This is a genomic window from Streptomyces sp. (assembly GCF_035645055.1).
In the GTDB taxonomy this organism is placed as follows: Bacteria; Actinomycetota; Actinomycetes; order Streptomycetales; family Streptomycetaceae; genus Streptomyces.
The window spans coordinates 140079-163592 of the sequence record NZ_DASQNH010000031.1 but is presented as its reverse complement, the minus strand read 5'-3'; the positions used below and the strand labels follow the sequence as shown (position 1 = coordinate 163592).

Genomic DNA, 23514 nt, shown 5'->3' with positions numbered 1-23514 from the left:
TGTCGTACGAGAGCGATGTCGGTAGATCGACGTCGTACGTGCCGAGCCTAACCGGAGTGCGGGGCGGGGCATCGCGGTGGCCTGTTCTGGATCTCGACGGTACGCCAGGACGGACGGCCGTATGTCACCCCGCTCCCGGCCGTGTGGGCGGCCGGCGCGCTGCGCTTCTGCACCGGGCCGCAGGAGCGCAAGGCCCGCGATCCGGCGGCGAATCCGCAGGTGGTGCTGACGACCGGCACCAACGCCTGGAACCGGGGTCACGACCTGGGGGTGGAGGGTGAGGCGGTCCGGGTGACGGACGACGGGCGGCTGCGCGAACTGGCGGCGGCCCGGGAGGCGAAGTACGGCGACTTCTGGCATGTCGAGGTCCGCGACGACTACCACCACGGCCCGGGACACGCCGTCGTGAATCGGGTGGCGCCGCGGACCGTTTTCGGCTTCGGTAAGGGGCAGCCGTTCAGCCGGACGAGGTGGCGGTTCGGTGCGTAACCCCCGCAGAACGCCGGCGTCGACGAAGGAGTGGCCCAGATGGACCTGACCCTCGAAGTGATCCCGCTGCCCGTCAGCGACATCGACCGCGCCCGGGACTTCTACCGGGACAAGGTCGGCTTCCACGTCGACATCGACCAGGAGGTCATGCCGGGCATGCGCATCGTCCAGCTGACCCCGCCCGGCTCCGGCTGCTCCATCGCCCTCGGCGACAGCGTCTGGGAACTGACCAAGGGCCCGAAGCCGGCGCCGGGCTCCTACCAGGGCCTCCAGCTGTGCGTCGCCGACATCGAGGCGGCCCGGGCGGAACTGCTGGCGCGGGGTCTGGAGGTGTCGGAGCCGGTGCGGTACGCGGAGGACGACGGGGCGACGTTCATGTACTTCGACGACCCCGACGGGAACGGCTGGTCGATCCAGGAGTACCGGAGGCGGGCGTCGGAGCCGCTGTACCGGGTGCTGGCGGAGCTGGCGCGCAAGCAGCAGCAGTAGGCGGGCCCTCCGACGCGGCCAGGTGCTCCAGCCACCGCGCGGAGTGCCCGGTGTCGGGGTGGTCGTCGCCCAGCACCCGTCTGCGCCGCTCCAGGATGTCCTCGACCAGTTCCCGGGCCTCGGCGCCACGGTCCAGCCTCCAGAGCGTCATGGACAGGAAGCTCGCCGTGGACAGGGTCTCCGGGTGATCGTTCCCCAGCGTCTCGCGCTGCCGGGCCAGGGTCTCCTCGCCGAGGGCCAGCGCTTCCTCCAGCCGGCCGAGCGTGGTCAGGTCGTCGGTGAGGTTGCCGGCGGAGCGCAGGGTGTCGCGGTGGGTCGCGCCCAGCAGCCGCCGCCGCCTGGCCAGCGTGTCCTGGCTGAGTTCCACGGCTTCCTCCACCCGGCCCAGCTCCGAGAGCTGGCTGGCCAGGTTGGTGGCCGTGATCAGGACGTAGTCGTCGTCCGCGTCCAGCACACCGCGCTGGACCGCGAGGAGGTCGTGGTACACCTCGTAGCCGCGCTGGTGGTCGCCGACGGCGGCGTGGGCGTAGCCCAGGTAGTTGGCCGCCCACCACACATGGGGGTGCTCCGGCCCCCTCCCCGGGAGCCAGGCGGTGTGCAGTGCCTTGAGCCGCGGCAGGGCGGTCTCCACTCCGCCGCGGTCGATCAGGTACAGGCACACCTCGCAGGCGGCGAAACACGCGGCGTCGGTGACCAGCTCCGACGGCCCGATGGCCAGCAGGTGGGGCACCAGGTCCGGCCAGTGGGGCCAGGTCTTCGGGTCGGTGGTGCTTCCGGGCAGGGCCGCGCCCAGCAGCACGCAGGCGTCGGCGGCCGCCCGGGTGCGTTCCTCGTCGGTGAGCTGGTCCCTGATGACCGCCTGGGTGAGCCGGTGCAGATGCAGGACCCCGCCGGACACCCGGGCCAGCCCGTGCCGGTTCAGCGCCGAGAGCACCCGGCTCCTGACGCCGATGTCGCGCAGGGTCCGTCCCACGGACGACGTGCCGACGAGCGCGGAAGCGGTACGCACGACCAGGGGGAACGGTTCCGGTGCCAGGAGCGCGCACGCCCGCATGACGTCCGCGGCCTCCGGGGTCTCGGCGCGCAGGTGGTCCATGCTCAGCCGGATCTGAGCCGCCAGCGACCGCGGATAGCCGATGGGCGCGCCTCCGTCGACGGCGGCGCTGGCGTCACGGGCGAGCAGGTCCAGGTACTCGTCCACGGTCGTGGCCGTCAGGATCTCCGCGGCCTGGACCAACGCCAGGGGAAGGTCGTCCAGGGCCTCCGCCAGGCGGTCCGCGTCCGCCGGTGAGAGGGCCGGGGTACGGCTGCTGAGCAGGGCGATCGACTCGCGGCGCGCCAGCACGTCGACGTCGAGCGGCGAGGCGAGGCCGTGCCAGCGGGGATTGCGGGAGGTGATCAGTACGTGCCCCGGCCCGGACGGCAGATGCGGCGCCAGTGCCGCCGGGTCCTCGGCGTTGTCGTACACGAGCAGCCAGCGCGAGCGCGTACGCAGTTCGGCCCACAGCTCCTGCACGGCCGTCTCCGGCGGCGCGTCGGCGCGCGCGGCGCCGGTGGCGACGGCCAGCCGGGCGAGCTGGTCGGGCACCAGCGCGGGATCCTCGGCGGCGACCCACCACACCAGCTCGTACTCGCCGCAGAACCGGTGCGCGTACTCGGCGGCCAGCTGGGTCTTGCCGACCCCGCCCCGCCCGTCCAGCGCCACCACCGCGACGGCCAGTCCGCCGGCCAGCCGGTCGCGGACCGTCAGCAGCAGTGCGTCACGGCCGACGAACCCGGCGTTGCGCCCCGGCACGTTCCACACGCGGGGCAGCGACCCGGGCAGCCGCGGCCCCGTGGCCCCCATGCGCCGCAGCCGCCCCGCCTCGACGCCGCCGCCGGCGCCGGGGTAGCCGGGCGGCACGGCCGGCGGGACGGGGCCGTTCACCGCGGACAGCAGCACCCGGCGAGCCTCCTCCTCGCGCAGCCCGAACAGCGCCGGCGCGACGAGGGAACGCAGGATCAGCGGCGGTGTGGCCTTTTGGACCAGCACCGGGATCAGCCGGCCCCGGTCGCGTCCGGCGAGCACGGCGGTCCACTCGTCGGTGGTCCATCGCTCCGGTTCGAAGTACGCGGCGGAGAACAGGGCGACCATCCGCCCGCGCTCCATGGCCTCGTTCATCCGCAGGACGGCGTTGGCGCCCGCCTCCCAGTGCCAGGCGTCCAGCTCCACGGCGAATCCGGCGTCCTGCAACTGCCAGGCCACCCACTCCGCCCAGGGGCGGTCGGCTCCCGCGTAACTCACGTACAGCCGGTCCCCGTCGGGACCCTCCGCCACGTCCACCATGCGTTCCCCCGGTCCTACGCCGTCCCACGCGGCCCGCGTACGGCAGCGCCGACAGCCCTTCGCGCGGCCCCTGACCGGCCAGGACACCACACCCGCGGCGGCTGCGCGCGCGGTTTCCGCAATTGTCCGTCGCGGCCCTGGGCCGCCGCTAGCATCGATCAACACCGCCTGTTCCTGGGCGGGTTGAACGAGACCGGCACAGCCATGCCCAGCCGCAGGGAGCCTCCTTTGCACACCGAAGTGCGGACCGTCACGCCCGATCTGGCTCAGCAGTGGCTGGAACTCAACACCTCCAACCGCCCGTTGAGCCGGCCGACGGTCACCCATCTCACCCGGGCCATCCAGCGCGGCGAATGGAAACTGACCCACCAGGGCATCGCGTTCGACGAAGAGGGCATGCTGGTCGACGGACAGCACCGGCTGCACGCGGTGGTCAAGGCGGGCCGCGCGGTGGAGATGCTGGTGGCGCACGGCGTGCCGAGGGTGGCGTTCACCGTGATGGACACGGGCCGCAAGCGGACCGGCCGGGACGCGCTGTCCCTGGCGGGCGAGGCCAACAGCAACCATCTGGCCGCCGCCCTGCGCGGCCTCCAGCTCTTCCTCACCTCACCGGACGCCCACTGGTCGGGCGGCTCGTCGCAGGTCTCCAACGACCAGCTGCTGTCGATCCTGGAGCAGCACCCGGAGATGCGGGACGCCATCAACCGCGGTATCGCCCTGCACCGCGCCACACGGGTCACGGTCACGGCGGCGTCGATCGGCTGGTACGTCACCTCCCGCGAGCGCCCCGACATCGACCAGACACCCTGGTACGACGGCCTGGTCAGCGGCGCCGGCCTCTCCGCGGCCGACCCCCGCCTGATCCTGCGCAACACGATGCTGGGCATGGCGGCCGGCCACCGCCACCGCCGCAAGGACGACTCACGTGAGCACCTTCTCTACTACCTCAAGGCGTGGAACGCCTGGGTGGAGGGCCGCTCCCTGAAGCTGCTGCGCCGCTCGCCCGGCGAGCGCATGCCGAAGATCACCAGGAAGCAGCCCCCCGAGCCGGACAAGATGCCGGAGAAGGCGCCGGTGGCGTAGCTACAGCACCGGCAGGTTCTTCCGCAGCTCGAACGCGGTCACCTCGGAGCGGTACTCCTCCCACTCCTGCCGCTTGTTGCGCAGGAAGAAGTCGAAGACGTGCTCGCCCAGGGTCTCGGCGACGAGGTCGCTGCTCTCCATGAGGGTGAGGGCCTCGCCGAGGTTCTGCGGGAGGGGTTCGATGCCCATGGCGCGGCGCTCCGCGTTGGACAGGGCCCACACGTCGTCCTCGGCGCCCGGCGGCAGCTCGTAGCCCTCCTCGATGCCCTTCAGGCCGGCGGCGAGCAGCACGGCGTAGGCGAGGTAGGGGTTGGCGCCGGAGTCCAGGGAGCGGACCTCGACCCGGGCCGAGCCCGTCTTGCCCGGCTTGTACATCGGCACGCGGACCAGGGCGGAGCGGTTGTTGTGGCCCCAGCAGATGTAGGAGGGGGCCTCGCCGCCCGCGCCGGCCGTGCGCTCGGAGCCGCCCCAGATGCGCTTGTAGGAGTTCACCCACTGGTTCGTCACCGCGGAGATCTCCGCCGCGTGCCGCAGCAGGCCCGCGATGAAGGAGCGGCCGACCTTGGAGAGCTGGTACTCGGCACCCGACTCGTAGAACGCGTTGCGGTCGCCCTCGAACAGCGACAGGTGGGTGTGCATACCGCTGCCCGGGTGCTCGGAGAACGGCTTCGGCATGAAGGTGGCCTGGACGCCCTGCTCCAGCGCGACCTGCTTCATGACCAGGCGGAAGGTCATGATGTTGTCGGCGGTGGAGAGCGCGTCGGCGTAGCGGAGGTCGATCTCCTGCTGGCCGGGGGCGCCCTCGTGGTGGGAGAACTCCACCGAGATGCCCATGGACTCCAGCATGGTGATCGCCTGGCGGCGGAAGTCCATGCCGATGTTCTGGGGGGTGTGGTCGAAGTAGCCGGAGTTGTCGGCCGGGGTGGGGCGCGAGCCGTCCAGCGGGCGGTCCTTCAGCAGGAAGAACTCGATCTCCGGGTGGGTGTAGAAGGTGAAGCCCAGGTCGGAGGTGCGGGCCAGGGCGCGCTTGAGGACGTAGCGCGGGTCCGCGAAGGACGGGGAGCCGTCCGGCATGAGGATGTCGCAGAACATCCGGGCCGTGCCGGGGGCCTCCGCGCGCCAGGGCAGGACCTGGAAGGTGGACGGGTCGGGCTTGGCGATCATGTCGGACTCGTAGACCCGGGCGAAGCCCTCGATCGCGGAGCCGTCGAAACCGATGCCCTCGTCGAAGGCCTGCTCCAGCTCGGCCGGAGCCACGGCAACGGACTTGAGGAAGCCCAGCACGTCCGTGAACCACAGGCGTACGAACCGGATGTCGCGCTCCTCCAGAGTCCGGAGCACGAACTCCTGCTGCTTGTCCATCTTCCGCTTCCCCATCCTTGCTGGTCAGGCCGCCGGCCCCGGGCACCACCGGGAGGCGGTCGGGCACCTGAGCATCCCACCACAACACCATTTCACGCGCGTTGCGGACCTTGATCGGCCGGCCGACCGCGCCCTGAACGGCTCGGGTACGGCAGATGTACGGCCCTCAGGCCCATCTTGCCTGCTCTCGCCGACATCCGTAACGGCCGCCCGGCACCCCGTGGCCCCCGGTGCGGATCGGGCCATTCCCCGGGGATTCCCGTGACCTCCCTACAGGAGCAGCGGTGTACCCCATTACGATCAGCGCACCCGACCGTCTCCCGCTCCCCAGAAGGGCCGGCCCCATGGGTTCCGCCAAGAACACGAGCAGTACGGCACGCCAGGCGCGCATAGCCGAGATGCGGCGGGCCGAACAGGCCCGCGAGCGCCGCAACCGGATCCTCACCATCGGCGTCAGCGCGGTGATCGTCGCCGGTCTGGTGGCCGGCGGTGTCGTGCTCGTGCGGTCGCAGTCCGGTGACTCGGACAGCACGGCGAGCGACGACAAGACGTCGGGGAAGTTCGTCACCGGCTCGGACGGGGTGCGGACATGGGAGGGGACGCTGTCCCGGACCCATGTGAAGACGGACGTGAAGTACGGCACGGAGCCCCCGGTCGGCGGTGACCACCACCAGGCGTGGATGAACTGCAACGGGGACGTCTACACCAAGGAACTGAACAACGTGAACGCCGTGCACTCGCTGGAGCACGGCGCGGTCTGGGTCACGTACACCAGCAAGGCCGACAAGGCGGACGTGGCCAAGCTGGCCGAGAAGGTCAAGAGCACGCCGTACACGCTGATGAGCCCGAACGAGGACCAGTCCGCCCCGATCATGCTGACGGCGTGGGGCCACCAGCGGACGGTGACCGGCGCGGACGACCCGAACGTGGGCACGTTCTTCGAGAAGTACGTGCAGGGCGAGCAGACCCCCGAGAAGGGCGCCGCCTGCACGGGCGGACTGCCGCAGTGAGGCGGGCGCAGGCCGGGTGGGTCGCGGGGGCCGCGGCGGCGGTGCTCGTCGCGGCCGGTGCGATCACCTACGCGGTCGCCTCGGACAGCGGTTCGCCGCGGGTGCCCGCCGCCGACTCCGCGGACGCCGGCTTCGCCCGTGACATGGCGGTCCACCACCAGCAGGCCGTGGAGATGTCGTACATCGTGCGCGACCGCACCCGCGACGAGGAGGTGCGGCGCCTCGCGTACGACATCGCGCAGACCCAGGCCAACCAGCGCGGCATGCTGCTGGGCTGGCTGGATCTGTGGGAGCTGCCGAAGGTGTCCGCGAAGCCCCCGATGAGCTGGATGGGCATGGGCGACGCGCCGTCCAGGGGCGACGGCTCGCTGATGCCGGGCATGGCGACGAACGACGAGCTGGCCAGGCTCGGCAGGCTCGGCGGCCGGGAGGCCGAGGTCTACTTCCTGAAGCTGATGACCGAGCACCACAAGGGCGGCGTCCACATGGCCGAGGGCTGTGTCTCGGCGTGCACGGTCAAGGTGGAGAAACAGCTGGCGCAGGGCATGGTGGAGGCGCAGCAGTCGGAGATCGACCTGATGGCCGACATGCTGGCGGAGCGGGGCGCGAAGGCCGGCTGAGCGGCCCGGCCCGGCGGCCGGCGGGGGCCGGCCCGCTCGCCCGCCACCCCCCATTGCGTCGCTTTGACGATTACACTGGGCGTGTGCCTCGACTTCGTCTCGCCCTCAACCAGATCGACTCGCGCGTCGGCGACCTCGCCGGGAACGCCGAGGCGATCCTCCGCTGGACCCGGCACTCCGCCGAGCGGGGAGCGCATCTCGTCGCGTTCCCCGAGATGGCGCTGACCGGGTATCCCGTCGAGGATCTGGCCCTGCGCCCGTCCTTCGTCGAGGCGTCCCGCGCGGCCCTGCGCGGACTCGCCGCGCGGCTCGCCGAGGAGGGCTTCGGCGAACTGCCGGTGCTCGTCGGCTACCTCGACCGCTGCGAGACCGCCCAGCCGAAGTACGGCCAGCCGGCCGGCGCTCCGCAGAACGCGGCGGGAGTGCTGCACCGCGGCGAGGTGGTCCTCACCTTCGCCAAGCACCACCTGCCGAACTACGGCGTCTTCGACGAGTTCCGGTACTTCGTGCCCGGCGACACCATGCCGGTGGTGCGGCTGCACGGCGTCGACATCGCGCTCGCCATCTGCGAGGACCTGTGGCAGGACGGCGGCCGCGTCCCCGCCGCCCGCTCCGCCGGGGCGGGCCTGCTGATCTCGGTCAACGCCTCGCCGTACGAGCGTGACAAGGACGACACCCGTCTGGAGCTGGTCCGCAAGCGGGCCCAGGAGGCCGGCTGCACCACCGCCTACCTCGCCATGACGGGAGGGCAGGACGAGCTGGTGTTCGACGGTGACTCGATCGTGGTCGACGCGAGCGGCGAGGTGGTCGCGCGGGCGGCGCAGTTCGCCGAGGAATGCCTGGTCCTGGACCTGGACCTGCCGGCCGCGACGCCCGGCGCGCCGGCCGGCGTGGTCGACGACGGTCTGCGCGTCGACCGTCTGGTCCTCTCCGAGGAGCCGCTCGCGCCGTACGAGCCGGAGTACACGGGCGGGTACGCCGAGCGCCTGGACGACGACGCGGAGGTGTACTCGGCGCTCGTCACGGGCCTGCGCGCGTACGTCGTCAAGAACGGCTTCCGGTCCGTGCTCATCGGCCTGTCCGGCGGGATCGACTCCGCGCTGGTCGCGGCGATCGCCTGCGACGCGGTGGGCGCGGAGAACGTGTACGGCGTGTCGATGCCCTCCAAGTACTCGTCCGAGCACTCCAAGGGCGACGCGGCGGAGCTGGCCCGCCGTACGGGCCTGAACTTCCGCACGGTCTCGATCGCGCCCATGTTCGACGCGTACATGGGTGCGCTGGGGCTGACCGGCCTGGCGGAGGAGAACCTCCAGTCCCGCCTGCGGGGCACGCTCCTGATGGCCCTCTCCAACCAGGAGGGCCACATCGTGCTGGCCCCCGGCAACAAGTCCGAGCTGGCGGTCGGCTACTCCACGCTGTACGGCGACTCGGTCGGCGCGTACGGCCCCATCAAGGACGTCTACAAGACGTCGGTCTTCCGGCTCGCCCGGTGGCGCAACCGGGCGGCCGAGGCGCGCGGCGAGACCCCGCCCATCCCGGAGAACTCGATCAGCAAACCGCCGAGCGCGGAACTGCGCCCCGGGCAGGTCGACAGCGACTCGCTGCCGGACTACCCCGTCCTGGACGCCATCCTGGAACGCTACGTCGACCGCGACGAGGGCGCCGGCACCATCGTCGCGGCCGGCTTCGACGCCGAGCTGGTGGCTCGTACGCTGCGGCTGGTGGACACCGCGGAGTACAAGCGGCGCCAGTATCCGCCGGGTACCAAGATCTCGCCGAAGGGGTTCGGGAAGGACCGGCGGCTGCCGATCACCAATGGGTGGCGGGAGTAGGCGTCCCGCCGTGGTGCCGCGTTTCCCGCCGCGGGGCCGGGGTGGCGTCGCTGTCTGACGGTGCGTCGTGGCTGGTCGTGTCCACGCGGCGGAGCCGCACGTTCGACAGGGCCCCGCGCCCCTTCAGGTGGGGTCAGTGCCGTACCTGTTCTGTTGCCGTCGGGGTTCCCGACGCCACCAGGCGTTCGCGGCCCTGGCGCGGGACGGACCGGCGGTGGTCCACCGCGTAGGCAGCCGCCGCGACCGCCAGGCCGAGGACGGCGAGGAGGGCGCCCGCGAGGGCGGGGGACGTGGTGCCGAAGCCCGCGGCCAGGGCGAGGCCGCCGATCCAGGCGCCGCCCGCGTTGGCGAGGTTGAAGGCGGCCTGGTTGGCGGAGGAGGCCAGGGAGGGGGCCGCGGCGGCCTTCTCCATGACCATCAGCTGGAGCGGGGAGCCGGTGACGAAGGCGGCCGTGCCGAGCAGGGCCACCGCCAGGGCCGCCGTGGCGGGTGTGCGCATCAGCAGGGGGAACGCGAACAGGACCGCCGCCAGGGCCAACAGGCCGCCGAACAGCGTGCCGCGCATCGCGTGGTCGGCGAGCCGGCCGCCGAGCAGGTTGCCGATCGTCGCGCCCACGCCGAACAGGGCCAGCAGCAGGGTCACGTTCGTCTCGGCGTAGCCCGCCGCGTCCGTGAGCATCGGGGTGATGTAGCTGTACGCCGCGAACAGCGCGCCGAAGCCCGCGACCGTGGTGCCGAGCGCCAGCCAGACCGGGAGCGAGCGCAGGGCGGCCAGTTCGCCGCGCAGTCCGGTGGCGGGGGCCTGGGTGCCGTCGTGCGGGATGAGCAGGGCCAGGGAGGCGATCGCCGCGAGGCCGATCGCGCTGACCCCGAGGAAGGCGGCGCGCCAGCCGAGGTGCTGGCCCACGAGGGTGGCGACGGGGACACCGGCGATGTTGGCGACGGTCAGGCCGAGGAACATCAGGGAGACCGAGCGGGCCTTGCGTTCGGGGGCGACCAGGCTGGTGGCCACCACGGCGCCGACGCCGAAGAAGGCGCCGTGCGGCAGGCCGCTGAGGAAGCGGGCGGCCAGCAGGTAGTGCTCGTCGGGGGCGAACGCCGAGAGGGCGTTGCCCGCGACGAACAGGACCATCAGGCCGATGAGGACCGCGCGGCGGGACATGCGCGCGGTGAGGGCCGCGAGCAGCGGGGCGCCGATGACGACACCGAGGGCGTACGCGGAGACCAGGTGGCCGGCGCTGGGGATGGAGATGCCGAGGTCGGCCGCGACGTCGGGCAGCAGGCCCATCATCACGAACTCGGTCGTGCCGATACCGAAGGCACCTACGGCCAGGGCGAGCAGGGCCAGGGGCATGGAGGCCTTGCCTTTCAGGGGAGCGGGGACGGGCGACTTATGTTCAGCTACGGAACAAAGTCTCCCACACCCGTATTCCCGGCCCTGCCCTCCCGGCCCGGTCGCGATCCCTCAGGACTCCGCGGACAGCTGGACCCGCGCCGCCACCGGCAGATGGTCGCTCCCCGTCTCCGGCAGCGTCCAGGACTTCATCGGCTCGACCCCCTTCACCATGATCTGGTCGATCCGCGCCATCGGGAACGACGCCGGCCAGCTGAACCCGAAGCCGCTGCCCGCCGCGCCCTGGGTGGAGCGCATCTGCGAGGTCACGGCGTTCAGCGCCCGGTCGTTCATGGTGCCGTTGAGGTCGCCGAGCAGGACCACCCGCTCCAGCGGCTCACCGGCGATGGCCTCACCCAGCGCGTCGGCGCTGGTGTCGCGCTGCCGCGCGGTGAACCCGGCCTCCAGCTTCACCCGCACCGAGGGCAGATGGGCGACGTACACCGCGACCGGCCCGGCCGGGGTCGTCACGGTGGCCCGCATGGCCCGGGTCCAGCCCAGCTTGATGTCCACCGGCGCGATGTCGCTGAGCGGGTACTTGCTCCACACGCCGACGGTGCCCTGCACCGAGTGGTACCGGTAGGTCGGCGCCAGCGCCTCCTCGTACGCCGGCACCGCCGAGGCCCGCAGCTCCTCCAGGGCCACCACGTCGGCGCCGGACGCGGCCACCGAGCGGGCGGTGCCGGCCGGGTCGGCGTTGTCGGCGTTGACGTTGTGCGTGGCCACCATGAGGTCGCCGCCGCCCGCCGCCTTGTCGGTGAGCAGTCCGCCGAAGAGGTTGAGCCAGGCGATCGCCGGGAGCAGCACCGCGATCAGCGCGGTCGCGGACCTGCGCACGAGGGCCAGCAGGAGCAGTACCGGGACGCACAGGCCCAGCCAGGGCAGGAACGTCTCGGTGAGGCTGCCCAGGTTGCCGAACCGGTTGGGGATGTGCGCGTGCGCGACCATCACCAGGGCCAGCAGTGCCGCCAGAGCGGCCACGACCAGCCCGCGGCGCCAGATCCGCGGGTCGCCGCGCCAGCCGGCCACGAGACGGTCCGCCAGGCGCCGGAAGCCGGGTTCCCGGCGCTCGGGCCCCGAGCCGCCGCCGTCCGTCTCCGTCACGTACGCCTGCTGCGCCATACCGTCGCCTCGCTACCTGCCGTGCACACCGTCTCCCCCGTGCCTAAGACCCTAGGGGATGATCGGCTTCTTCCTGCCGTCCCATGACGGCCGTACGGGCACGAGGACGACGAAGCACGCGCGGGGAGTTCCGATTGTGGCGTTCGTGACGGCCACTGTGACGAAACGCGCACATTCCGGCTCACCGGCGTGGCGCGCCACCGCCCGCCGGGCGCAGTCCCCCAGCAGCCGGTCGACGATCGCCCCCGCCAGGCCCTCCCGGCAGTTCGGCGCCCGGCGCATGATCGTGCGCAGCGGCATCGGCCCGGCGAACAGGTCGTCCGGCACCCGGGCGGGCGACCGGGGGGTCCCCTAGCCGACCGTGGTACGAGGTGCCACCATGGGACTGATCCGGGGACGCCGTCAGGGCGCCTCGAGATGACGTAAGGAGCCGTTGCAATGACTCAGCTTTCGGCTGCCCGGACCGCGAAGAGCGGCCCCTCCGACGGCAGCAAGGCGCTGTACGGGGGCAAGGGCACCCGGCGTATCACCGTCCGCGACATCGCCCTCGCCAAGGAGCGGGGCGAGAAGTGGCCGATGCTCACCGCCTACGACGCGATGACCGCGTCCGTCTTCGACGAGGCCGGGATCCCGGTGATCCTGGTCGGCGACTCGGCGGGCAACTGCCACCTCGGGTACGAGACCACCGTCCCCGTCACCCTCGACGAGATGACCATGCTGTCCGCCGCGGTGGTGCGCGGCACCCGGCGCTCGCTGATCGTCGGCGACCTGCCGTTCGGCTCCTACCAGGAGGGCCCGGTGCAGGCGCTGCGCTCGGCGACCCGCCTGGTGAAGGAGGCGGGCGTGCAGGCCGTGAAGCTGGAGGGCGGCGAGCGCTCGCACGAGCAGATCCGGCTGCTGGTGGAGTCCGGCATCCCGGTGATGGCCCACATCGGGCTGACCCCGCAGTCGGTGAACGCCATGGGGTACCGGGTGCAGGGGCGTGGCGAGGAGGCGGCCCAGCAGCTGCTGCGGGACGCCAAGGCCGTGCAGGACGCGGGCGCGTTCGCGGTGGTGCTGGAGCTGGTGCCGGCCGAGCTGGCGGCCGAGGTGACCCGGACCCTGCACATCCCGACGGTAGGCATCGGCGCGGGTGCGGAGACGGACGCGCAGGTGCTGGTGTGGACCGACATGCTCGGGCTGACCGGCGGCCGGGTGCCGAAGTTCGTCAAGCAGTACGCGGATCTGCGTCAGGTGATGGGGGACGCGGTGCGGGCGTTCGCCGAGGACGTCGTCGGCGGAACGTTCCCGCAGGAGGAGCACTCCGTCCACTGAGCCACCGCGGTACCGGACAGCCCCGCCGATCGTCCCCCGTCGGCGGGGCTGTTCCGTTGCCGGGGCCCGCCGGCGGGCGGTGTCGGCGGGCTGTCGGTGACCTGTCGGCCGTTTGTCGGTGGGGCCTGGCACCGTCGTCGGCATGACACGCATCGACAAGCAGAACGGCACCACGGCCGTCACCGTACGAGGGCTGGTGAAGCACTTCGGGGAGACGAAGGCGCTGGACGGCGTCGACCTGGAGGTGCGAGAGGGCACCGTGATGGGGGTGCTCGGCCCGAACGGCGCCGGCAAGACCACTTTGGTCCGGATCCTGTCCACCCTGCTCGCCCCCGACGCCGGCCAGGCCACCGTCGCCGGTTACGACGTCGTACGGCAGCCCCGGCAGCTGCGCCGGGTGATCGGTCTGACCGGGCAGTACGCCTCGGTGGACGAGAAGCTGCCCGGCTGGGAGAACCTGTATCTGATCGGGCGGCTGCTGGACCTGCCCCGCAAGGACGCCCGCGCCCGCGCCGACGAGCTGCTGGAGCGCTTCTCGCTCACCGACGCGGCCAAGCGGCCCGCCGCGACGTACTCCGGCGGTATGCGCCGCAGGCTCGACCTGGCCGCCTCGATGATCGGCCGGCCGGCCGTGCTCTACCTGGACGAGCCGACCACCGGTCTGGACCCGCGCACCCGCAACGAGGTGTGGAGCGAGGTCAAGCGCATGGTCGGGGACGGCGTGACCGTGCTGCTGACCACGCAGTACATGGAGGAGGCCGAGCAGCTCGCCTCCGAGCTGACCGTCGTCGACCGCGGCAAGGTCATCGCGACCGGCGGCATCGAGGAGCTGAAGGCCAAGGTGGGCGGACGCACCCTGCGGGTGAAGCCGGCCGATCCGCTCCAGCTGCGCCCGCTGGCCCGCGCCCTGGACGACCTCGGCATCACCGGCCTCGCCACCACCACCGTGGACGCCGAGCGCGGCACCGTGCTCGTGCCGATCCTCAGCGACGAGCAGCTGACCGCGGTGGTCGCCGCGGCCGTCGGCCGCGGGATCACCCTGTCCTCGGTCAGCACCGAACTGCCCAGCCTGGACGAGGTGTTCCTGTCCCTCACCGGCCACCGTGCCAGCGCCCCGCAGGACGCCACGCCCGCCCACGCCCGCGAGGAGGTCGCCGTATGAGCGCCACCACCGTCACCACCACCGCCCCGGCCTCCGACACCCCGATCCCGCTGCGCGGGCATCTGCGGCACACCGGCGCGCTGGTCCGCCGCAATCTGCTGTGGATCCGGCAGGACCCGGAGTCGATGTTCGACGCGGTGCTGATGCCGATCGTGTTCACCCTGCTGTTCGTCTACGTCTTCGGCGGGTCGATCGGGCAGGCGCTGGGCGGCGGGCAGGACGAGTACGTCCAGTACGTCGTGCCCGGACTGCTGGCCATGATGGGGATGAACATGGCCATGGGGGTCGGCACCGGGTTCAACCAGGACTTCAACTCCGGTGTCATGGACCGCTTCCGCTCGCTGCCCATCGGCCGGGGCTCGGTGCTCTTCGCGAAGATCGCCGTCGAGCTGATGCGGATGCTGGTCGCCGTCGCGATCCTGCTGGTCGTGGGTGTGCTGGTGGGCTTCGACATCACCAACTGGGGCGGTCTGCTCGCGGCCGTGGGCCTGGCGGCGGCGTTCGGCTCCTCCCTGATGTGGGTGTTCCTGACCCTCGGCGTGGTCCTGAAGAACGCGCAGTCCGTGCAGGGCATGGGATTCCTGGTGCTGATGCCGCTCCAGTTCGGCTCCTCGGTGTTCGCGCCGCCGCAGTCGATGCCGGGCTGGCTCCAGGCCTTCACCGACTACAACCCGCTGTCCACGCTCGCGGACGCGGCGCGCGGACTGATGGTGGGCGGCCCGGTCGCACGCGACCTGTGGGTGACGCTCGGCTGGACGGTGCTGATCACGGCGGTGATGGCGCCGATCGCGATCCGCAAGTTCAAGACCAAGAGCTGACCGGGGCACCCGGTGGTCACACCAGGGCGGCGGCCTCCTGCGGGGTGAGGCCGCCGCCTTCGGCGTACGCCGCCGCGTACTCCTCGGCGGACAGCGCGGCCCGTACGGCGGCCGCGGCACGGTCGCGTGCCGCGCGCTCCAGCGCGGACCACAGATGGCCGGGGGGCAGCAGCGCGTCGGCGGCGCCGAGACAGCGGGCGGCGTCATGGGCGTCGCGTCCGCCGCCGTACCCGGACATGGCCAGGGCGGCGATGACGAGATACGCCGAGAACAGCTGCGGGGCCATGGCCTTCGCCAGCGGGTCGTCGGCCTGGCGCAGAGCGTGCCGGATCCGTTCCCTGGCCTGCTCGAAGCGGCCGTCCAGGGCGTCCACCCAGGCCTCCTGGCCGAGGATGAACGCGTCGAAGACGACGAAGTGCGCGATGGCGAACTCCTCACGCAGGGCCCGCAGCTGCACGCGCGCCTCGGCGGTGCGACCGGTGATGCTGAGCCATCCGGCGAGGATGACCCGGCCGAACGGCATGGCCTCGTTGTGGGCGCCCTCCGTGGAGTCGATCACCTCCCGCAGCAGCCGCTCGCCGCGCTCGGTCTCGCCCGCCTCCAGCAGGGCGCTGCCCAGCCGGGCGGAGAGGATCGCGTACTGGGCGCGGGCGCCGAGCCGCCGGGCGTGTTCCATGGCGGCCTCGTAGTCGGCGGCGGCCTGGAGGTGGCGGCCCTTGCGCTCGTGGGCCTCGGCACGCGCGGAGAGTGCCTCGGCGCTGCCCCAGGCGTCGCCGAGGCGTTCGTAGATCTCCAGCGACTCGTCGGCGTCCCGGCCGGCGTCGCCGGCCCGGTCGGGGCGGTTGGCGAGGACGTTGGCGCGCAGCTGGAGGCTGGCGGCCAGTTCCCACTCGAAGCCGGGAGTCGCGCGGCAGGTCTCGACGGCGGCGTCGAGGATGGTGCCGAGCCGGTCCATGCCGCCGGTCAGCATCACGGCGTAGAACGACAGCATGCCGGGGCTGCGGCAGGTCTGCGGCAGGCCGGGTTCGTAGACCTGGGCGATGATCTGGAGTTTGCGCTGGGCCTGGGGGCTCTGCCAGGAGTCGAGTTCGGTGTCCATGCAGGCGAGGTGACCCAGGTGGACGCCGCGCCGGGCCTCCTGGAGGACCTCCCCGGTCATGGGGGGCGGTTCGGCGGTGCACCGCTGCCACACCGGGAGGGCCTTGCGGACCGGTTCGGTGAACGGGTCGGGACCCAGGTCCATCACGGCACGGGACCAGTTGCGGCCCTCGATGCGCAGGTCGCGCATCTGCCAGTACCAGGCGAGCGACAGCACCAGGCACAGCGCCTCCTGCTCGTCGCGCGCGGCGACGGCGGTGCGCAGGGCGGTGCGCAGGTTCTCGTACTCGCGCTCCAGCCGTTCGACGGCGGCGAGCTGGCCGGGGCCGCGCAGCAGCGGGTCGGTGGTGCGGGCGAGTTCGCGGTAGTACGTCAGGTGGGCGCGCTCGGTCTCGGCGCGCCGGCCGGAGGCGCCGAGGCGTTCGCGGGCGTACTCGGCGACGGTCTCCAGGAGCCGGTAGCGCATCGCGCCGTCACCGGAGGGAGCGGCCACCACCAGCGACTTGTCGACGAGGGAGCCGAGCGCGTCGAGGGCGGCGGGGCCGCAGACGGCCTCGGCGGCGGCCAGGTCGCAGCCGCCGGCGAAGACGGACAGCCGGCGCAGGACGTCCCGCTCCTCCTCGTCGAGCAGGTCCCAGGACCAGTCGACGACGGCCCGCAGGGTCTGCTGGCGGGGCAGCACGGTGCGGCTGCCGGAGGTGAGCAGGCGGAAGCGGTCGTCGAGGCGGTCGGCGATCTGGCGGGGGGTGAGCATCCGCAGCCGGGCGGCGGCGAGTTCGATGGCGAGGGGCAGTCCGTCGAGGCGGCGGCAGATCTCCGCGCAGGCCCGGGGATCGTCCTCGACGCGGAAGCCCGGCCGGGCGGCGGCCCCCCGGTCCGCGAGCAGCCGCAGCGCGTACGGCTCGGGCAGCGGTTCCACGGGCCGCAGCACCTCGCCGGGGACGCCGAGCGGTTCCCGGCTGGTGGCGAGCACGGTCACCCGCGGGCAGCGTTCCAGCAGCTCGGCGACGAGCCGGGCGGCGGCCTCGACGACGTGCTCGCAGTTGTCGAGGACGATCAGCATCCGGCGCCGGACACAGTGCTCGACCAGGCGTTCGACGGGGTCGTCGTGGCGTTCGGTGACCGCCCGGAACTCCTCGGCGCCGGCGCCGTGCAGCACGGTCTCGCGGGCGCCGATCGCGGTGAGCACGGCCTCGGGGACGGCGGCCGGATCGTCGACCGGCGCCAGCTCCACCAGCCAGACCCCGTCCCGGGCGGCGTCCCCGGCGCCCTCGGCGACCTCCTGCGACAGCCGGGTCTTCCCGGCGCCGCCGGGGCCCAGCAGGGTCACGAGGCGGGCGGCGGCCAGGTCGCCGCGGATGGTGCCGATGTCGGTGTCGCGGCCGACGAAGGAGGTGAGACGGGCCCGCAGATTGCCCGGGGGACGCGGGACCGGCGGGGCGGGCACCGTCGACCGGCGCAGCAACTCGGCGTGCAGGGCTCGCAGTTCGGGCCCCGGATCGGAGCCGAGCCGGTCCGCCAGGAGCCGGCGTACGTCGTCGTAGGTGGCCAGCGCCTCGGCGGTGCGGCCCGCCTCGCGCAGGGCGCGCAGCCGCAGTGCCTGGAGGGGCTCGTCCAGCGGGTGGGCGTCGCACAGCGCGGTCAGCTCGGGCAGCGCCTGCTCGGCCCGGCCGAGGGCGAGGGCGGCGGCGAGCCGGGTCCGGCGGGCGTCCCGCCGCAGGGTCTCCCAGCGGGCCGCCTCGGCCGTGCGGTCGGGCAGGTCGGCGAGGACGGGGTCGCGCCACAGGGCGAGGGCGTCGTCGAGGAGGGCGGCGGCCTTGGCGGGGTCGCCGTCGGCGAGGGCGCGGGCCCCGTCGTCGGCCAGGCGGGTGAAGCGGTGCAGGTCGATGTCGTCGGGGCCGGCGCCGAGCCGGTAGCCGCCGTCCACGGACTCGACGGCGTCGGCGCCGAGCACCCGGCGCAGCCGGCCCACCAGCGCCTGCAGGGCGCCCGGGGCGTCGGCGGGCGGGTCGCCGTCCCACACCTCGTCGACGAGCAGCCCGGCGGGCACGGCCCGCCCGGCGCGCAGCGCCAGCACGGTGAGCAGCGCGCGCAGCCGCGCCCCGCCCACGGGGACGGCCGTGCCGTCGGGGCGGAGTGCCTGGGTGGTGCCGAGGATGCGGTAGCGCACGGGGTCCATTCTCTCCGGTCGCGGGACGGCGGGGCCGGGCGGCCGGCCGCTCACGACGGCACCTCCAGCCCGACCAGCACGCCCCCCTCCTCGTCCCGGAACCACTTCGGGCACCGGTCGGCCTCGCGCAGGGCGCGCGAGCCCGGCACCGGCTCCCGGGTGCCGCGGGCGCCCCGGGCGAGGTCCTCGACGACGACGTGGATCGAGCGGACCCGGCCGGTGACCTCCGGCCAGCGGCCACCGTGGGTCTCGACGGCGAGCAGCCCCGAGCGGCGCACGGGCCCCGGTTCGGCGGGCGCCGGTCCGGGGTCCTCGGACAGGGCCACGGTGAGGCCCGCGTCCTGGACGACCCGGATGCCGTGGTCCGCCCCGGCCACGTGCTCGGCGGGGCCGGTGATGGCGGAGGCCGGTTCTCCGCCGGGGACGAGCAGCAGCTGCCAGCTCACCTCGTCACCGACCGAGAACGGTGTGCCGCAGCACTCCATCTGCCATCCCGCGTAGAACACCCGCCACAGTCCCATGGACCCACCTTCCTAGGAACCGATGCCCGTTAGCGAGACGTTTTCCGGGTACGCCCGGTACGGTCGGGCGCACCCAGCCCGCACCCAGCCCGCACCCAGCGCACCGAGCCGCACCCACGTGCCCCGAGGGGGGAGCCGTATGACCATCGCCGCCATCCGACCCGGCGACCGGCGGATCAGTCCCGTCTTCGTCGGGATCCTCGCCGTGACGGCGGTCACGGGCTGGGCGACCTGGACCGGGTTCGCGGAGCAGCCCGGGGTGGCCATCTTCCTGTTCGTGACGGCGGCCTGGATCGTCTCGCTGTGCCTGCACGAGTACGCGCACGCGCGCACGGCCCTGCACAGCGGGGACATCACGGTCGGCGCGAAGGGCTATCTCACGCTGAATCCGCTGACGTACACGCACGCGCTGCTGAGCATCGTGCTGCCCGTACTGTTCGTGATCATGGGCGGGATCGGCCTGCCGGGCGGTGCCGTGTTCATCGAGCGCGGGCGGATCCGGGGCCGCTGGCGGCACAGCCTGATCTCGGCGGCGGGCCCGCTGACGAACGTGCTGTTCGCGGTGGTGTGCACGGCCCCGTTCTGGCTGGACGCGCTGGACGGGGTGCCGCGGGACTTCCGGTTCGCGCTGGCGTTCCTGGCACTGCTCCAGGTGACGGCGGCGATCCTGAACTTCCTGCCGGTGCCGGGCCTGGACGGCTACGGCGTGATCGAGCCCTGGCTGTCGTACAGCCTGAGGCGCCAATTGGAGCCCTTCGCGCCGTTCGGGCTGCTGTTCGTGTTCGCGCTGCTGTGGATCCCGTCGGTGAACGGCGCGTTCTTCGACCTGATCGACACGATCCTGCGCGGCCTCGGCATCAGCGACGTCGACACCTACTGCGGCTACGACCTCTACCGCTTCTGGCGCGGCGGGAGCGAGGTCTGCTCGGTCACTCCGTGACGCGGCGGCGCTTGAGGTAGTACCAGCACATGTTGGACGACAGACCCGCCATGAGCACCCACAGGATCCCCAGCCAGCTGCCCTGCGCGAAGGAGAGCACGGCCGCGACGACGGCGAGGACGCAGACGACAAGGGCATAGAGGGCGAGACGGGGCATTTCGGTCGGCTCCTTGCGGGGGACACTGCGGGGTGGTGCCCCACCAGTGTCCCCCATGGGCTCATACGTCCGTGACGCGGAGCCCCGCGTGCGCCTTGTAGCGGCGGTTCACCGAGATCAGGTTGGCGACCAGCGACTCCACCTGGTGGGCGTTGCGCAGCCGTCCGGCGAAGATGCCGCGCATGCCCGGGATGCGCCCGGCCAGCGCCTGCACGATCTCCACATCGGCCCGCACCTCGCCGAGCACCATCACATCGGTGTCGATCTCGTCGATCTCCGGGTCCTGGAGCAGGACGGCGGACAGGTGGTGGAAGGCGGCGGTGACCCGCGAGTCCGGCAGCAGGGCGGCGGCCTGCTCGGCGGCGCTGCCCTCCTGCGGCTTCAGCGCGTAGGCACCCTTCTTGTCGAAGCCGAGCGGGTTGACGCAGTCCACGACCAGCTTCCCGGCCAGCTCCCCGCGCAGCGCCCGAAGGGTCTCGGCGTGTCCCTCCCACGGCACGGCGACGATCACGATGTCGCTGCGCCGCGCGCACTCGGCGTTGTCGGCGCCCTCGACGCCGTGGCCCAGCTCCTCGGCGGCGTCCCGGGCCCGCTCGGCGGCCCGCGAACCGAGGATCACCTTCTGGCCGGCCTTGGCGAGCCGGTGGGCGAGGCCCTTGCCCTGCGGGCCGGTCCCGCCGAGCACGCCGACGACGAGACCGGAGACGTCGGGCAGGTCCCAGGGGTCCTTGGCGGGGGCCTTCGCGGGGGTCTGTGCACTGTCGGTAGAGGTCATGGGCCGACTCTACGTCCGCCCCCGCCGCCGGACCGGGCCGGGTGAGCCGCGTCACGGGCGCCCGGCGGCCCCGCGCCACCGGCCCGCCCCGAAGGCCGCGCTCCCGTACCCGGGTCGGGCGAATTCGTGGTGAACGGCCGGTCACGAGCGGCAGTTTGCGGCAGGATGCGGACATATGGACGCCGTACGAGTCGCGCTGCTGCGCGAAGTGCTCGCCGGAACCGAGTGGTTGCCGGCCACGCGGCGGTTCGCGGGCGTGCTGCGCGGGTCCGTGGTGGCGCACGGGGGCGGGCTGCTGCTGGTGGGGACGCCGGAGTACGAGCCGTGGCACCTCGCCGCGCATCTGGTGGACGAGGCCGCCTGGTCCGGCACGCCGGAACTGGCGCCGACGCTCGTCCGCCACGACGCCCGCCCGGCCGATCCGGCGCACCTGGCGGTCGGCCCCGGCCGGATCGAGGCGGCCCGGCGGGGCGAGACCCTGCTCGTGGTGTCCCCGGCGCGGACGCGGGCGCCGCTGCTGGAGCGGGTGCACGACGCCCGGCGGGCCGGGGTGACGGTGCTCGCCATCGGCCCCGGCGAGGACGACGACCTGGCCACGATGGCCCACGAGACGCTGGCCGTGCCGGACGGCTCCGAGCTGGACCTCGACACCGTGCAGCACCTGGTCAGCGCGGCGGCCGGGGAGAACTCGCTGCCCGCGCCCCGGGGCCGCCGCCGGCTGCGCGACCGGCTCTCCCGGCTGGCCGACCAGCTGACGGCCCCGCCGCCGACCCGCTGGTAGCCGGTCCCGGCGGGCGGGCGGGCGCACATCGGTGTGGCCGCGCGAGCGGCACGCGCCCGGGACCGGGACCGGGGCCTCCGCGGTCTGAGCGGGGTCAGTCCTGGTCGGTCCGGCCAGGGGTGGGCGCGTCGTGCCAGCGCGGGTCGTTCTCCCACTGGAGGTTGCGTTCGCGCGCGCTCTCCATGGCGCGTTCGGCCTCCGCGCGGCTGGTGTACGGCCCGAAGCGGTCCTTGCCCGGGCAGTCCGGGCCCTCCTCGACCTTCTTGTGCTCCAGGCAGTAGTACCACTCGCCCGGCTTGCCGACCGTGCGCTTCTTGAACAGGGCCATGACCGGCTCCTTTCGCCACGAACATGGTGCCCCATGCCTCGCTGGTTAGACTCGCTGGCATGTCTGGCCAGTCGCTGCTCGTACCAGGGGAGCTGTCTCCCACCCGTTCCGTACCCGGAAGCATCCGCCGCCCCGAGTACGTCGGCAAGCCCGCGCCGGCCCCGTACACGGGGCCCGAGGTGCAGACCCCGGAGATCATCGAGGCGATGCGGATCGCCGGGCGGATCGCCGCGCGGGCGATGGAGGAGGCCGCGAAGATCATCGCGCCGGGCGTCACCACGGACGAACTCGACAAGGTGGCGCACGAGTACATGTGCGACCACGGCGCCTACCCCTCCACGCTCGGCTACCGCGGCTTCCCCAAGTCGCTGTGCACGTCGGTCAACGAGGTGATCTGCCACGGCATCCCCGACTCGACGGTCCTGCGGGACGGCGACATCGTCAACCTGGACGTGACGGCGTACATCGGCGGGGTGCACGGCGACAACAACGCGACCTATCTCGTGGGTGACGTGGACGAGGAGAGCCGCCTGCTGGTGGAGCGCACCCGGGAGGCGCTGAACCGGGCGATCAAGGCGGTCAGGCCCGGCCGCCAGATCAACGTCATCGGCCGGGTCATCGAGTCGTACGCCAAGCGGTTCGGGTACGGCGTGGTGCGGGACTTCACCGGGCACGGCATCAACTCGTCGTTCCACTCGGGCCTGATCATCCCGCACTACGACAGCCCGCACGCGACCACGGTGATGCGGCCGGGGATGACCTTCACGATCGAGCCGATGCTGACGCTCGGGACCCACGAGTACGACATGTGGGACGACGGCTGGACGGTGGTCACCAAGGACCGCAGGCGGACGGCGCAGTTCGAGCACACGCTGGTGGTGACGGAGACCGGGGCGGACATCCTGACGCTGCCGTAACGGTCTTCCTCGCCCGTGGGGCCCGCTCTCTTCGGGGGGCGGGCCCTCTCGCGTGCGCCGTCGGGTGCGGCGGGTGAGGATGGTGGGTAGGGATTTACCGACAGCCCGTCGGCAAGTTGTTGACTTAGGTAAGCCTAACCAAGAGAATCCGGACCCATGGACTCGTTCTCGCACCTCATTCGCACCGCGTCCCACGAGCAGCACCTGGAGGCGGAGACCTCGACCTTCATGAGCGACCTGCTCGGCGGGCGGCTCGGCGTGGAGGCGTACGCCCGCTACACCGAGCAGCTGTGGTTCGTCTACGAGGCGCTGGAAGCCGGGGCCGAGCGGCTGGCGTCGGATCCGGTGGCCGGACCCTTCATCCGGCCCGAGCTGTTCCGGCTGGCCGCCCTGGAGCGGGACCTGGAGCATCTGCGCGGCCCCCGCTGGCGCGCCTCGCTGAACGCGCTGCCCGCGACGCGGGCGTACGCGGACCGGGTGCGGGAGTGCGCCGAACGCTGGCCGGCGGGGTACATCGCCCACCACTACACGCGGTACCTGGGCGACCTCTCGGGCGGGCAGATCATCCGCGACAAGGCGGAGCGGACCTGGGGCTTCGAGAAGAAGGGCGACGGCGTCCGCTTCTACGTCTTCGAGGAGATCCCCAACCCGGCCGCGTTCAAGCGGGCGTACCGGGAACTGCTGGACGCGGTGAACGCGGACGAGCTGGAGCGACAGCGGATCGTCGCGGAGTGCAAGCGGGCGTTCGCCTTGAACACGGCTGTCTTCCGTGCCCTGGGTGAGGAGTTCCCGCTGTCCGCGTGAGCG

The 23514-nt window shown here is 72.7% G+C and carries 22 protein-coding genes and 1 pseudogene; 13 read left to right on the top strand and 10 right to left on the bottom strand.

The window, feature by feature from the left end; translation table 11 throughout:
• Window positions 1-81: 81 nt before the first annotated feature.
• Window positions 82-489 (top strand): annotated as a pseudogene (locus VE614_RS10450) (pyridoxamine 5'-phosphate oxidase family protein); the annotation flags it as partial.
• 39 nt (window positions 490-528) lie between these two features.
• Window positions 529-978, top strand: a complete 450-nt coding sequence (locus tag VE614_RS10445; RefSeq protein ID WP_324935004.1) for a VOC family protein — start codon at window positions 529-531, stop codon at window positions 976-978.
• Here VE614_RS10445 and fxsT read toward each other — a convergent pair.
• The gene (gene fxsT / locus VE614_RS10440) at window positions 863-3304 is read right to left on the bottom strand and encodes an FxSxx-COOH system tetratricopeptide repeat protein (RefSeq protein ID WP_324935002.1); all 2442 of its coding nucleotides are present in this window, start codon (window positions 3302-3304) and stop codon (window positions 863-865) included. The genes VE614_RS10445 and fxsT overlap by 116 nt on opposite strands.
• Window positions 3305-3532: 228 nt before the next feature.
• Between fxsT and VE614_RS10435 the strand changes: the two genes are divergently transcribed.
• Window positions 3533-4387, top strand: a complete 855-nt coding sequence (locus VE614_RS10435; RefSeq protein ID WP_324935000.1) for a hypothetical protein — start codon at window positions 3533-3535, stop codon at window positions 4385-4387.
• Here VE614_RS10435 and glnA read toward each other — a convergent pair whose 3' ends face one another.
• Entirely contained in the window at window positions 4388-5749 is a 1362-nt protein-coding gene (gene glnA, locus VE614_RS10430; protein ID WP_165997807.1) for a type I glutamate--ammonia ligase, read from the bottom strand. It lies immediately after the preceding gene.
• Between the two features lie 344 nt (window positions 5750-6093).
• On the opposite strand from glnA, the gene VE614_RS10425 reads away from it, so the two are divergent.
• From VE614_RS10425 to VE614_RS10415, 3 genes are all read left to right on the top strand, one after another.
• Window positions 6094-6759: a DUF3105 domain-containing protein gene (locus tag VE614_RS10425; RefSeq protein WP_324934997.1), complete on the top strand. Its 666-nt coding sequence runs from the start codon at window positions 6094-6096 to the stop codon at window positions 6757-6759.
• A complete protein-coding gene (locus tag VE614_RS10420) occupies window positions 6756-7379 on the top strand; it encodes a DUF305 domain-containing protein (RefSeq protein WP_324934994.1) in 624 nt (207 codons plus the stop codon). Before VE614_RS10425 ends, VE614_RS10420 begins: the two co-directional genes overlap by 4 nt.
• Window positions 7380-7462: 83 nt before the next feature.
• Window positions 7463-9211, top strand: coding sequence for an NAD+ synthase (locus VE614_RS10415; protein WP_324934992.1), 1749 nt, complete (start codon window positions 7463-7465; stop codon window positions 9209-9211).
• A gap of 133 nt (window positions 9212-9344) precedes the next feature.
• Here the strand turns inward: VE614_RS10415 and VE614_RS10410 are convergent, their stop codons facing one another.
• The 3 genes from VE614_RS10410 to VE614_RS10400 all read right to left on the bottom strand — a co-directional run bounded on the left by VE614_RS10410 (window position 9345) and on the right by VE614_RS10400 (window position 12053).
• Window positions 9345-10565 carry an MFS transporter gene (locus VE614_RS10410; protein WP_324934989.1) on the bottom strand — a complete coding sequence of 407 codons (1221 nt, stop codon included), beginning with the start codon at window positions 10563-10565 and terminating at the stop codon, window positions 9345-9347.
• Between the two features lie 111 nt (window positions 10566-10676).
• Window positions 10677-11726 carry an endonuclease/exonuclease/phosphatase family protein gene (locus VE614_RS10405; RefSeq protein ID WP_324934987.1) on the bottom strand — a complete coding sequence of 350 codons (1050 nt, stop codon included), beginning with the start codon at window positions 11724-11726 and terminating at the stop codon, window positions 10677-10679.
• 51 nt (window positions 11727-11777) lie between these two features.
• Entirely contained in the window at window positions 11778-12053 is a 276-nt protein-coding gene (locus VE614_RS10400) for a hypothetical protein (protein WP_324934985.1), read from the bottom strand.
• Between the two features lie 111 nt (window positions 12054-12164).
• Between VE614_RS10400 and panB the strand changes: the two genes are divergently transcribed.
• From panB to VE614_RS10385, 3 genes are all read left to right on the top strand, one after another.
• The gene (panB, locus tag VE614_RS10395; protein WP_324934983.1) at window positions 12165-13040 is read left to right on the top strand and encodes a 3-methyl-2-oxobutanoate hydroxymethyltransferase; all 876 of its coding nucleotides are present in this window, start codon (window positions 12165-12167) and stop codon (window positions 13038-13040) included.
• A gap of 142 nt (window positions 13041-13182) precedes the next feature.
• On the top strand, window positions 13183-14202 hold the full coding sequence (locus tag VE614_RS10390; RefSeq protein WP_324934981.1) for an ATP-binding cassette domain-containing protein: 1020 nt from the start codon (window positions 13183-13185) through the stop codon (window positions 14200-14202).
• Complete coding sequence (locus tag VE614_RS10385; RefSeq protein ID WP_324934979.1) at window positions 14199-15020, top strand: ABC transporter permease; 822 nt, start codon at window positions 14199-14201, stop codon at window positions 15018-15020. Before VE614_RS10390 ends, VE614_RS10385 begins: the two co-directional genes overlap by 4 nt.
• A 16-nt stretch (window positions 15021-15036) precedes the next feature.
• On the opposite strand, the gene VE614_RS10380 is transcribed toward VE614_RS10385, so the two are convergent.
• The gene (locus VE614_RS10380; RefSeq protein ID WP_324935100.1) at window positions 15037-18297 is read right to left on the bottom strand and encodes a BTAD domain-containing putative transcriptional regulator; all 3261 of its coding nucleotides are present in this window, start codon (window positions 18295-18297) and stop codon (window positions 15037-15039) included.
• 41 nt (window positions 18298-18338) lie between these two features.
• Window positions 18339-18809: a DUF6578 domain-containing protein gene (locus tag VE614_RS10375; protein ID WP_324934977.1), complete on the bottom strand. Its 471-nt coding sequence runs from the start codon at window positions 18807-18809 to the stop codon at window positions 18339-18341.
• A 139-nt stretch (window positions 18810-18948) separates the two neighbouring features.
• On the opposite strand from VE614_RS10375, the gene VE614_RS10370 reads away from it, so the two are divergent.
• A complete protein-coding gene (locus VE614_RS10370; RefSeq protein ID WP_324934975.1) occupies window positions 18949-19749 on the top strand; it encodes a site-2 protease family protein in 801 nt (266 codons plus the stop codon).
• On the opposite strand, the gene VE614_RS10365 is transcribed toward VE614_RS10370, so the two are convergent.
• Together VE614_RS10365 and npdG are read right to left on the bottom strand one after the other, a co-directional pair.
• A complete protein-coding gene (locus VE614_RS10365) occupies window positions 19739-19906 on the bottom strand; it encodes a hypothetical protein (protein WP_324934973.1) in 168 nt (55 codons plus the stop codon). The genes VE614_RS10370 and VE614_RS10365 overlap by 11 nt on opposite strands.
• Window positions 19907-19967: 61 nt before the next feature.
• Window positions 19968-20681, bottom strand: coding sequence for an NADPH-dependent F420 reductase (gene npdG / locus VE614_RS10360; protein WP_324934971.1), 714 nt, complete (start codon window positions 20679-20681; stop codon window positions 19968-19970).
• A 175-nt stretch (window positions 20682-20856) separates the two neighbouring features.
• On the opposite strand from npdG, the gene VE614_RS10355 reads away from it, so the two are divergent.
• Window positions 20857-21462, top strand: a complete 606-nt coding sequence (locus VE614_RS10355) for a hypothetical protein (RefSeq protein ID WP_324934968.1) — start codon at window positions 20857-20859, stop codon at window positions 21460-21462.
• Window positions 21463-21556: 94 nt separating this feature from the next.
• Here VE614_RS10355 and VE614_RS10350 read toward each other — a convergent pair whose 3' ends face one another.
• On the bottom strand, window positions 21557-21790 hold the full coding sequence (locus VE614_RS10350; protein ID WP_324934966.1) for a hypothetical protein: 234 nt from the start codon (window positions 21788-21790) through the stop codon (window positions 21557-21559).
• A gap of 59 nt (window positions 21791-21849) precedes the next feature.
• On the opposite strand from VE614_RS10350, the gene map reads away from it, so the two are divergent.
• Both map and VE614_RS10340 read left to right on the top strand, forming a co-directional pair.
• Window positions 21850-22707 (top strand): type I methionyl aminopeptidase, encoded by an 858-nt coding sequence (gene map, locus VE614_RS10345; protein ID WP_324934964.1) that lies wholly within the window; start codon window positions 21850-21852, stop codon window positions 22705-22707.
• A 156-nt stretch (window positions 22708-22863) separates the two neighbouring features.
• Window positions 22864-23511, top strand: a complete 648-nt coding sequence (locus tag VE614_RS10340) for a biliverdin-producing heme oxygenase (RefSeq protein WP_324934962.1) — start codon at window positions 22864-22866, stop codon at window positions 23509-23511.
• The last annotated feature ends 3 nt before the right edge of the window (window positions 23512-23514 follow it).

What these genes read in the sequence shown, in the direction of transcription:
- VE614_RS10370 (WP_324934975.1), top strand. Translation starts at nt 18,949, where the DNA reads ATGACCATCGCCGCCATCCGACCCGGCGACCGGCGGATCAGTCCCGTC.
- VE614_RS10350 (WP_324934966.1), bottom strand. Translation starts at nt 21,790, where the DNA reads ATGGCCCTGTTCAAGAAGCGCACGGTCGGCAAGCCGGGCGAGTGGTAC.
- glnA (WP_165997807.1), bottom strand. Translation starts at nt 5,749, where the DNA reads ATGGACAAGCAGCAGGAGTTCGTGCTCCGGACTCTGGAGGAGCGCGAC.
- VE614_RS10380 (WP_324935100.1), bottom strand. Translation starts at nt 18,297, where the DNA reads ATGGACCCCGTGCGCTACCGCATCCTCGGCACCACCCAGGCACTCCGC.
- VE614_RS10385 (WP_324934979.1), top strand. Translation starts at nt 14,199, where the DNA reads ATGAGCGCCACCACCGTCACCACCACCGCCCCGGCCTCCGACACCCCG.
- VE614_RS10425 (WP_324934997.1), top strand. Translation starts at nt 6,094, where the DNA reads ATGGGTTCCGCCAAGAACACGAGCAGTACGGCACGCCAGGCGCGCATA.
- VE614_RS10390 (WP_324934981.1), top strand. Translation starts at nt 13,183, where the DNA reads ATGACACGCATCGACAAGCAGAACGGCACCACGGCCGTCACCGTACGA.
- VE614_RS10405 (WP_324934987.1), bottom strand. Translation starts at nt 11,726, where the DNA reads ATGGCGCAGCAGGCGTACGTGACGGAGACGGACGGCGGCGGCTCGGGG.
- VE614_RS10365 (WP_324934973.1), bottom strand. Translation starts at nt 19,906, where the DNA reads ATGCCCCGTCTCGCCCTCTATGCCCTTGTCGTCTGCGTCCTCGCCGTC.
- fxsT (WP_324935002.1), bottom strand. Translation starts at nt 3,304, where the DNA reads ATGGTGGACGTGGCGGAGGGTCCCGACGGGGACCGGCTGTACGTGAGT.
- npdG (WP_324934971.1), bottom strand. Translation starts at nt 20,681, where the DNA reads ATGACCTCTACCGACAGTGCACAGACCCCCGCGAAGGCCCCCGCCAAG.
- VE614_RS10445 (WP_324935004.1), top strand. Translation starts at nt 529, where the DNA reads ATGGACCTGACCCTCGAAGTGATCCCGCTGCCCGTCAGCGACATCGAC.
- VE614_RS10375 (WP_324934977.1), bottom strand. Translation starts at nt 18,809, where the DNA reads ATGGGACTGTGGCGGGTGTTCTACGCGGGATGGCAGATGGAGTGCTGC.
- VE614_RS10410 (WP_324934989.1), bottom strand. Translation starts at nt 10,565, where the DNA reads ATGCCCCTGGCCCTGCTCGCCCTGGCCGTAGGTGCCTTCGGTATCGGC.
- VE614_RS10355 (WP_324934968.1), top strand. Translation starts at nt 20,857, where the DNA reads ATGGACGCCGTACGAGTCGCGCTGCTGCGCGAAGTGCTCGCCGGAACC.
- panB (WP_324934983.1), top strand. Translation starts at nt 12,165, where the DNA reads ATGACTCAGCTTTCGGCTGCCCGGACCGCGAAGAGCGGCCCCTCCGAC.
- VE614_RS10340 (WP_324934962.1), top strand. Translation starts at nt 22,864, where the DNA reads ATGGACTCGTTCTCGCACCTCATTCGCACCGCGTCCCACGAGCAGCAC.
- map (WP_324934964.1), top strand. Translation starts at nt 21,850, where the DNA reads ATGTCTGGCCAGTCGCTGCTCGTACCAGGGGAGCTGTCTCCCACCCGT.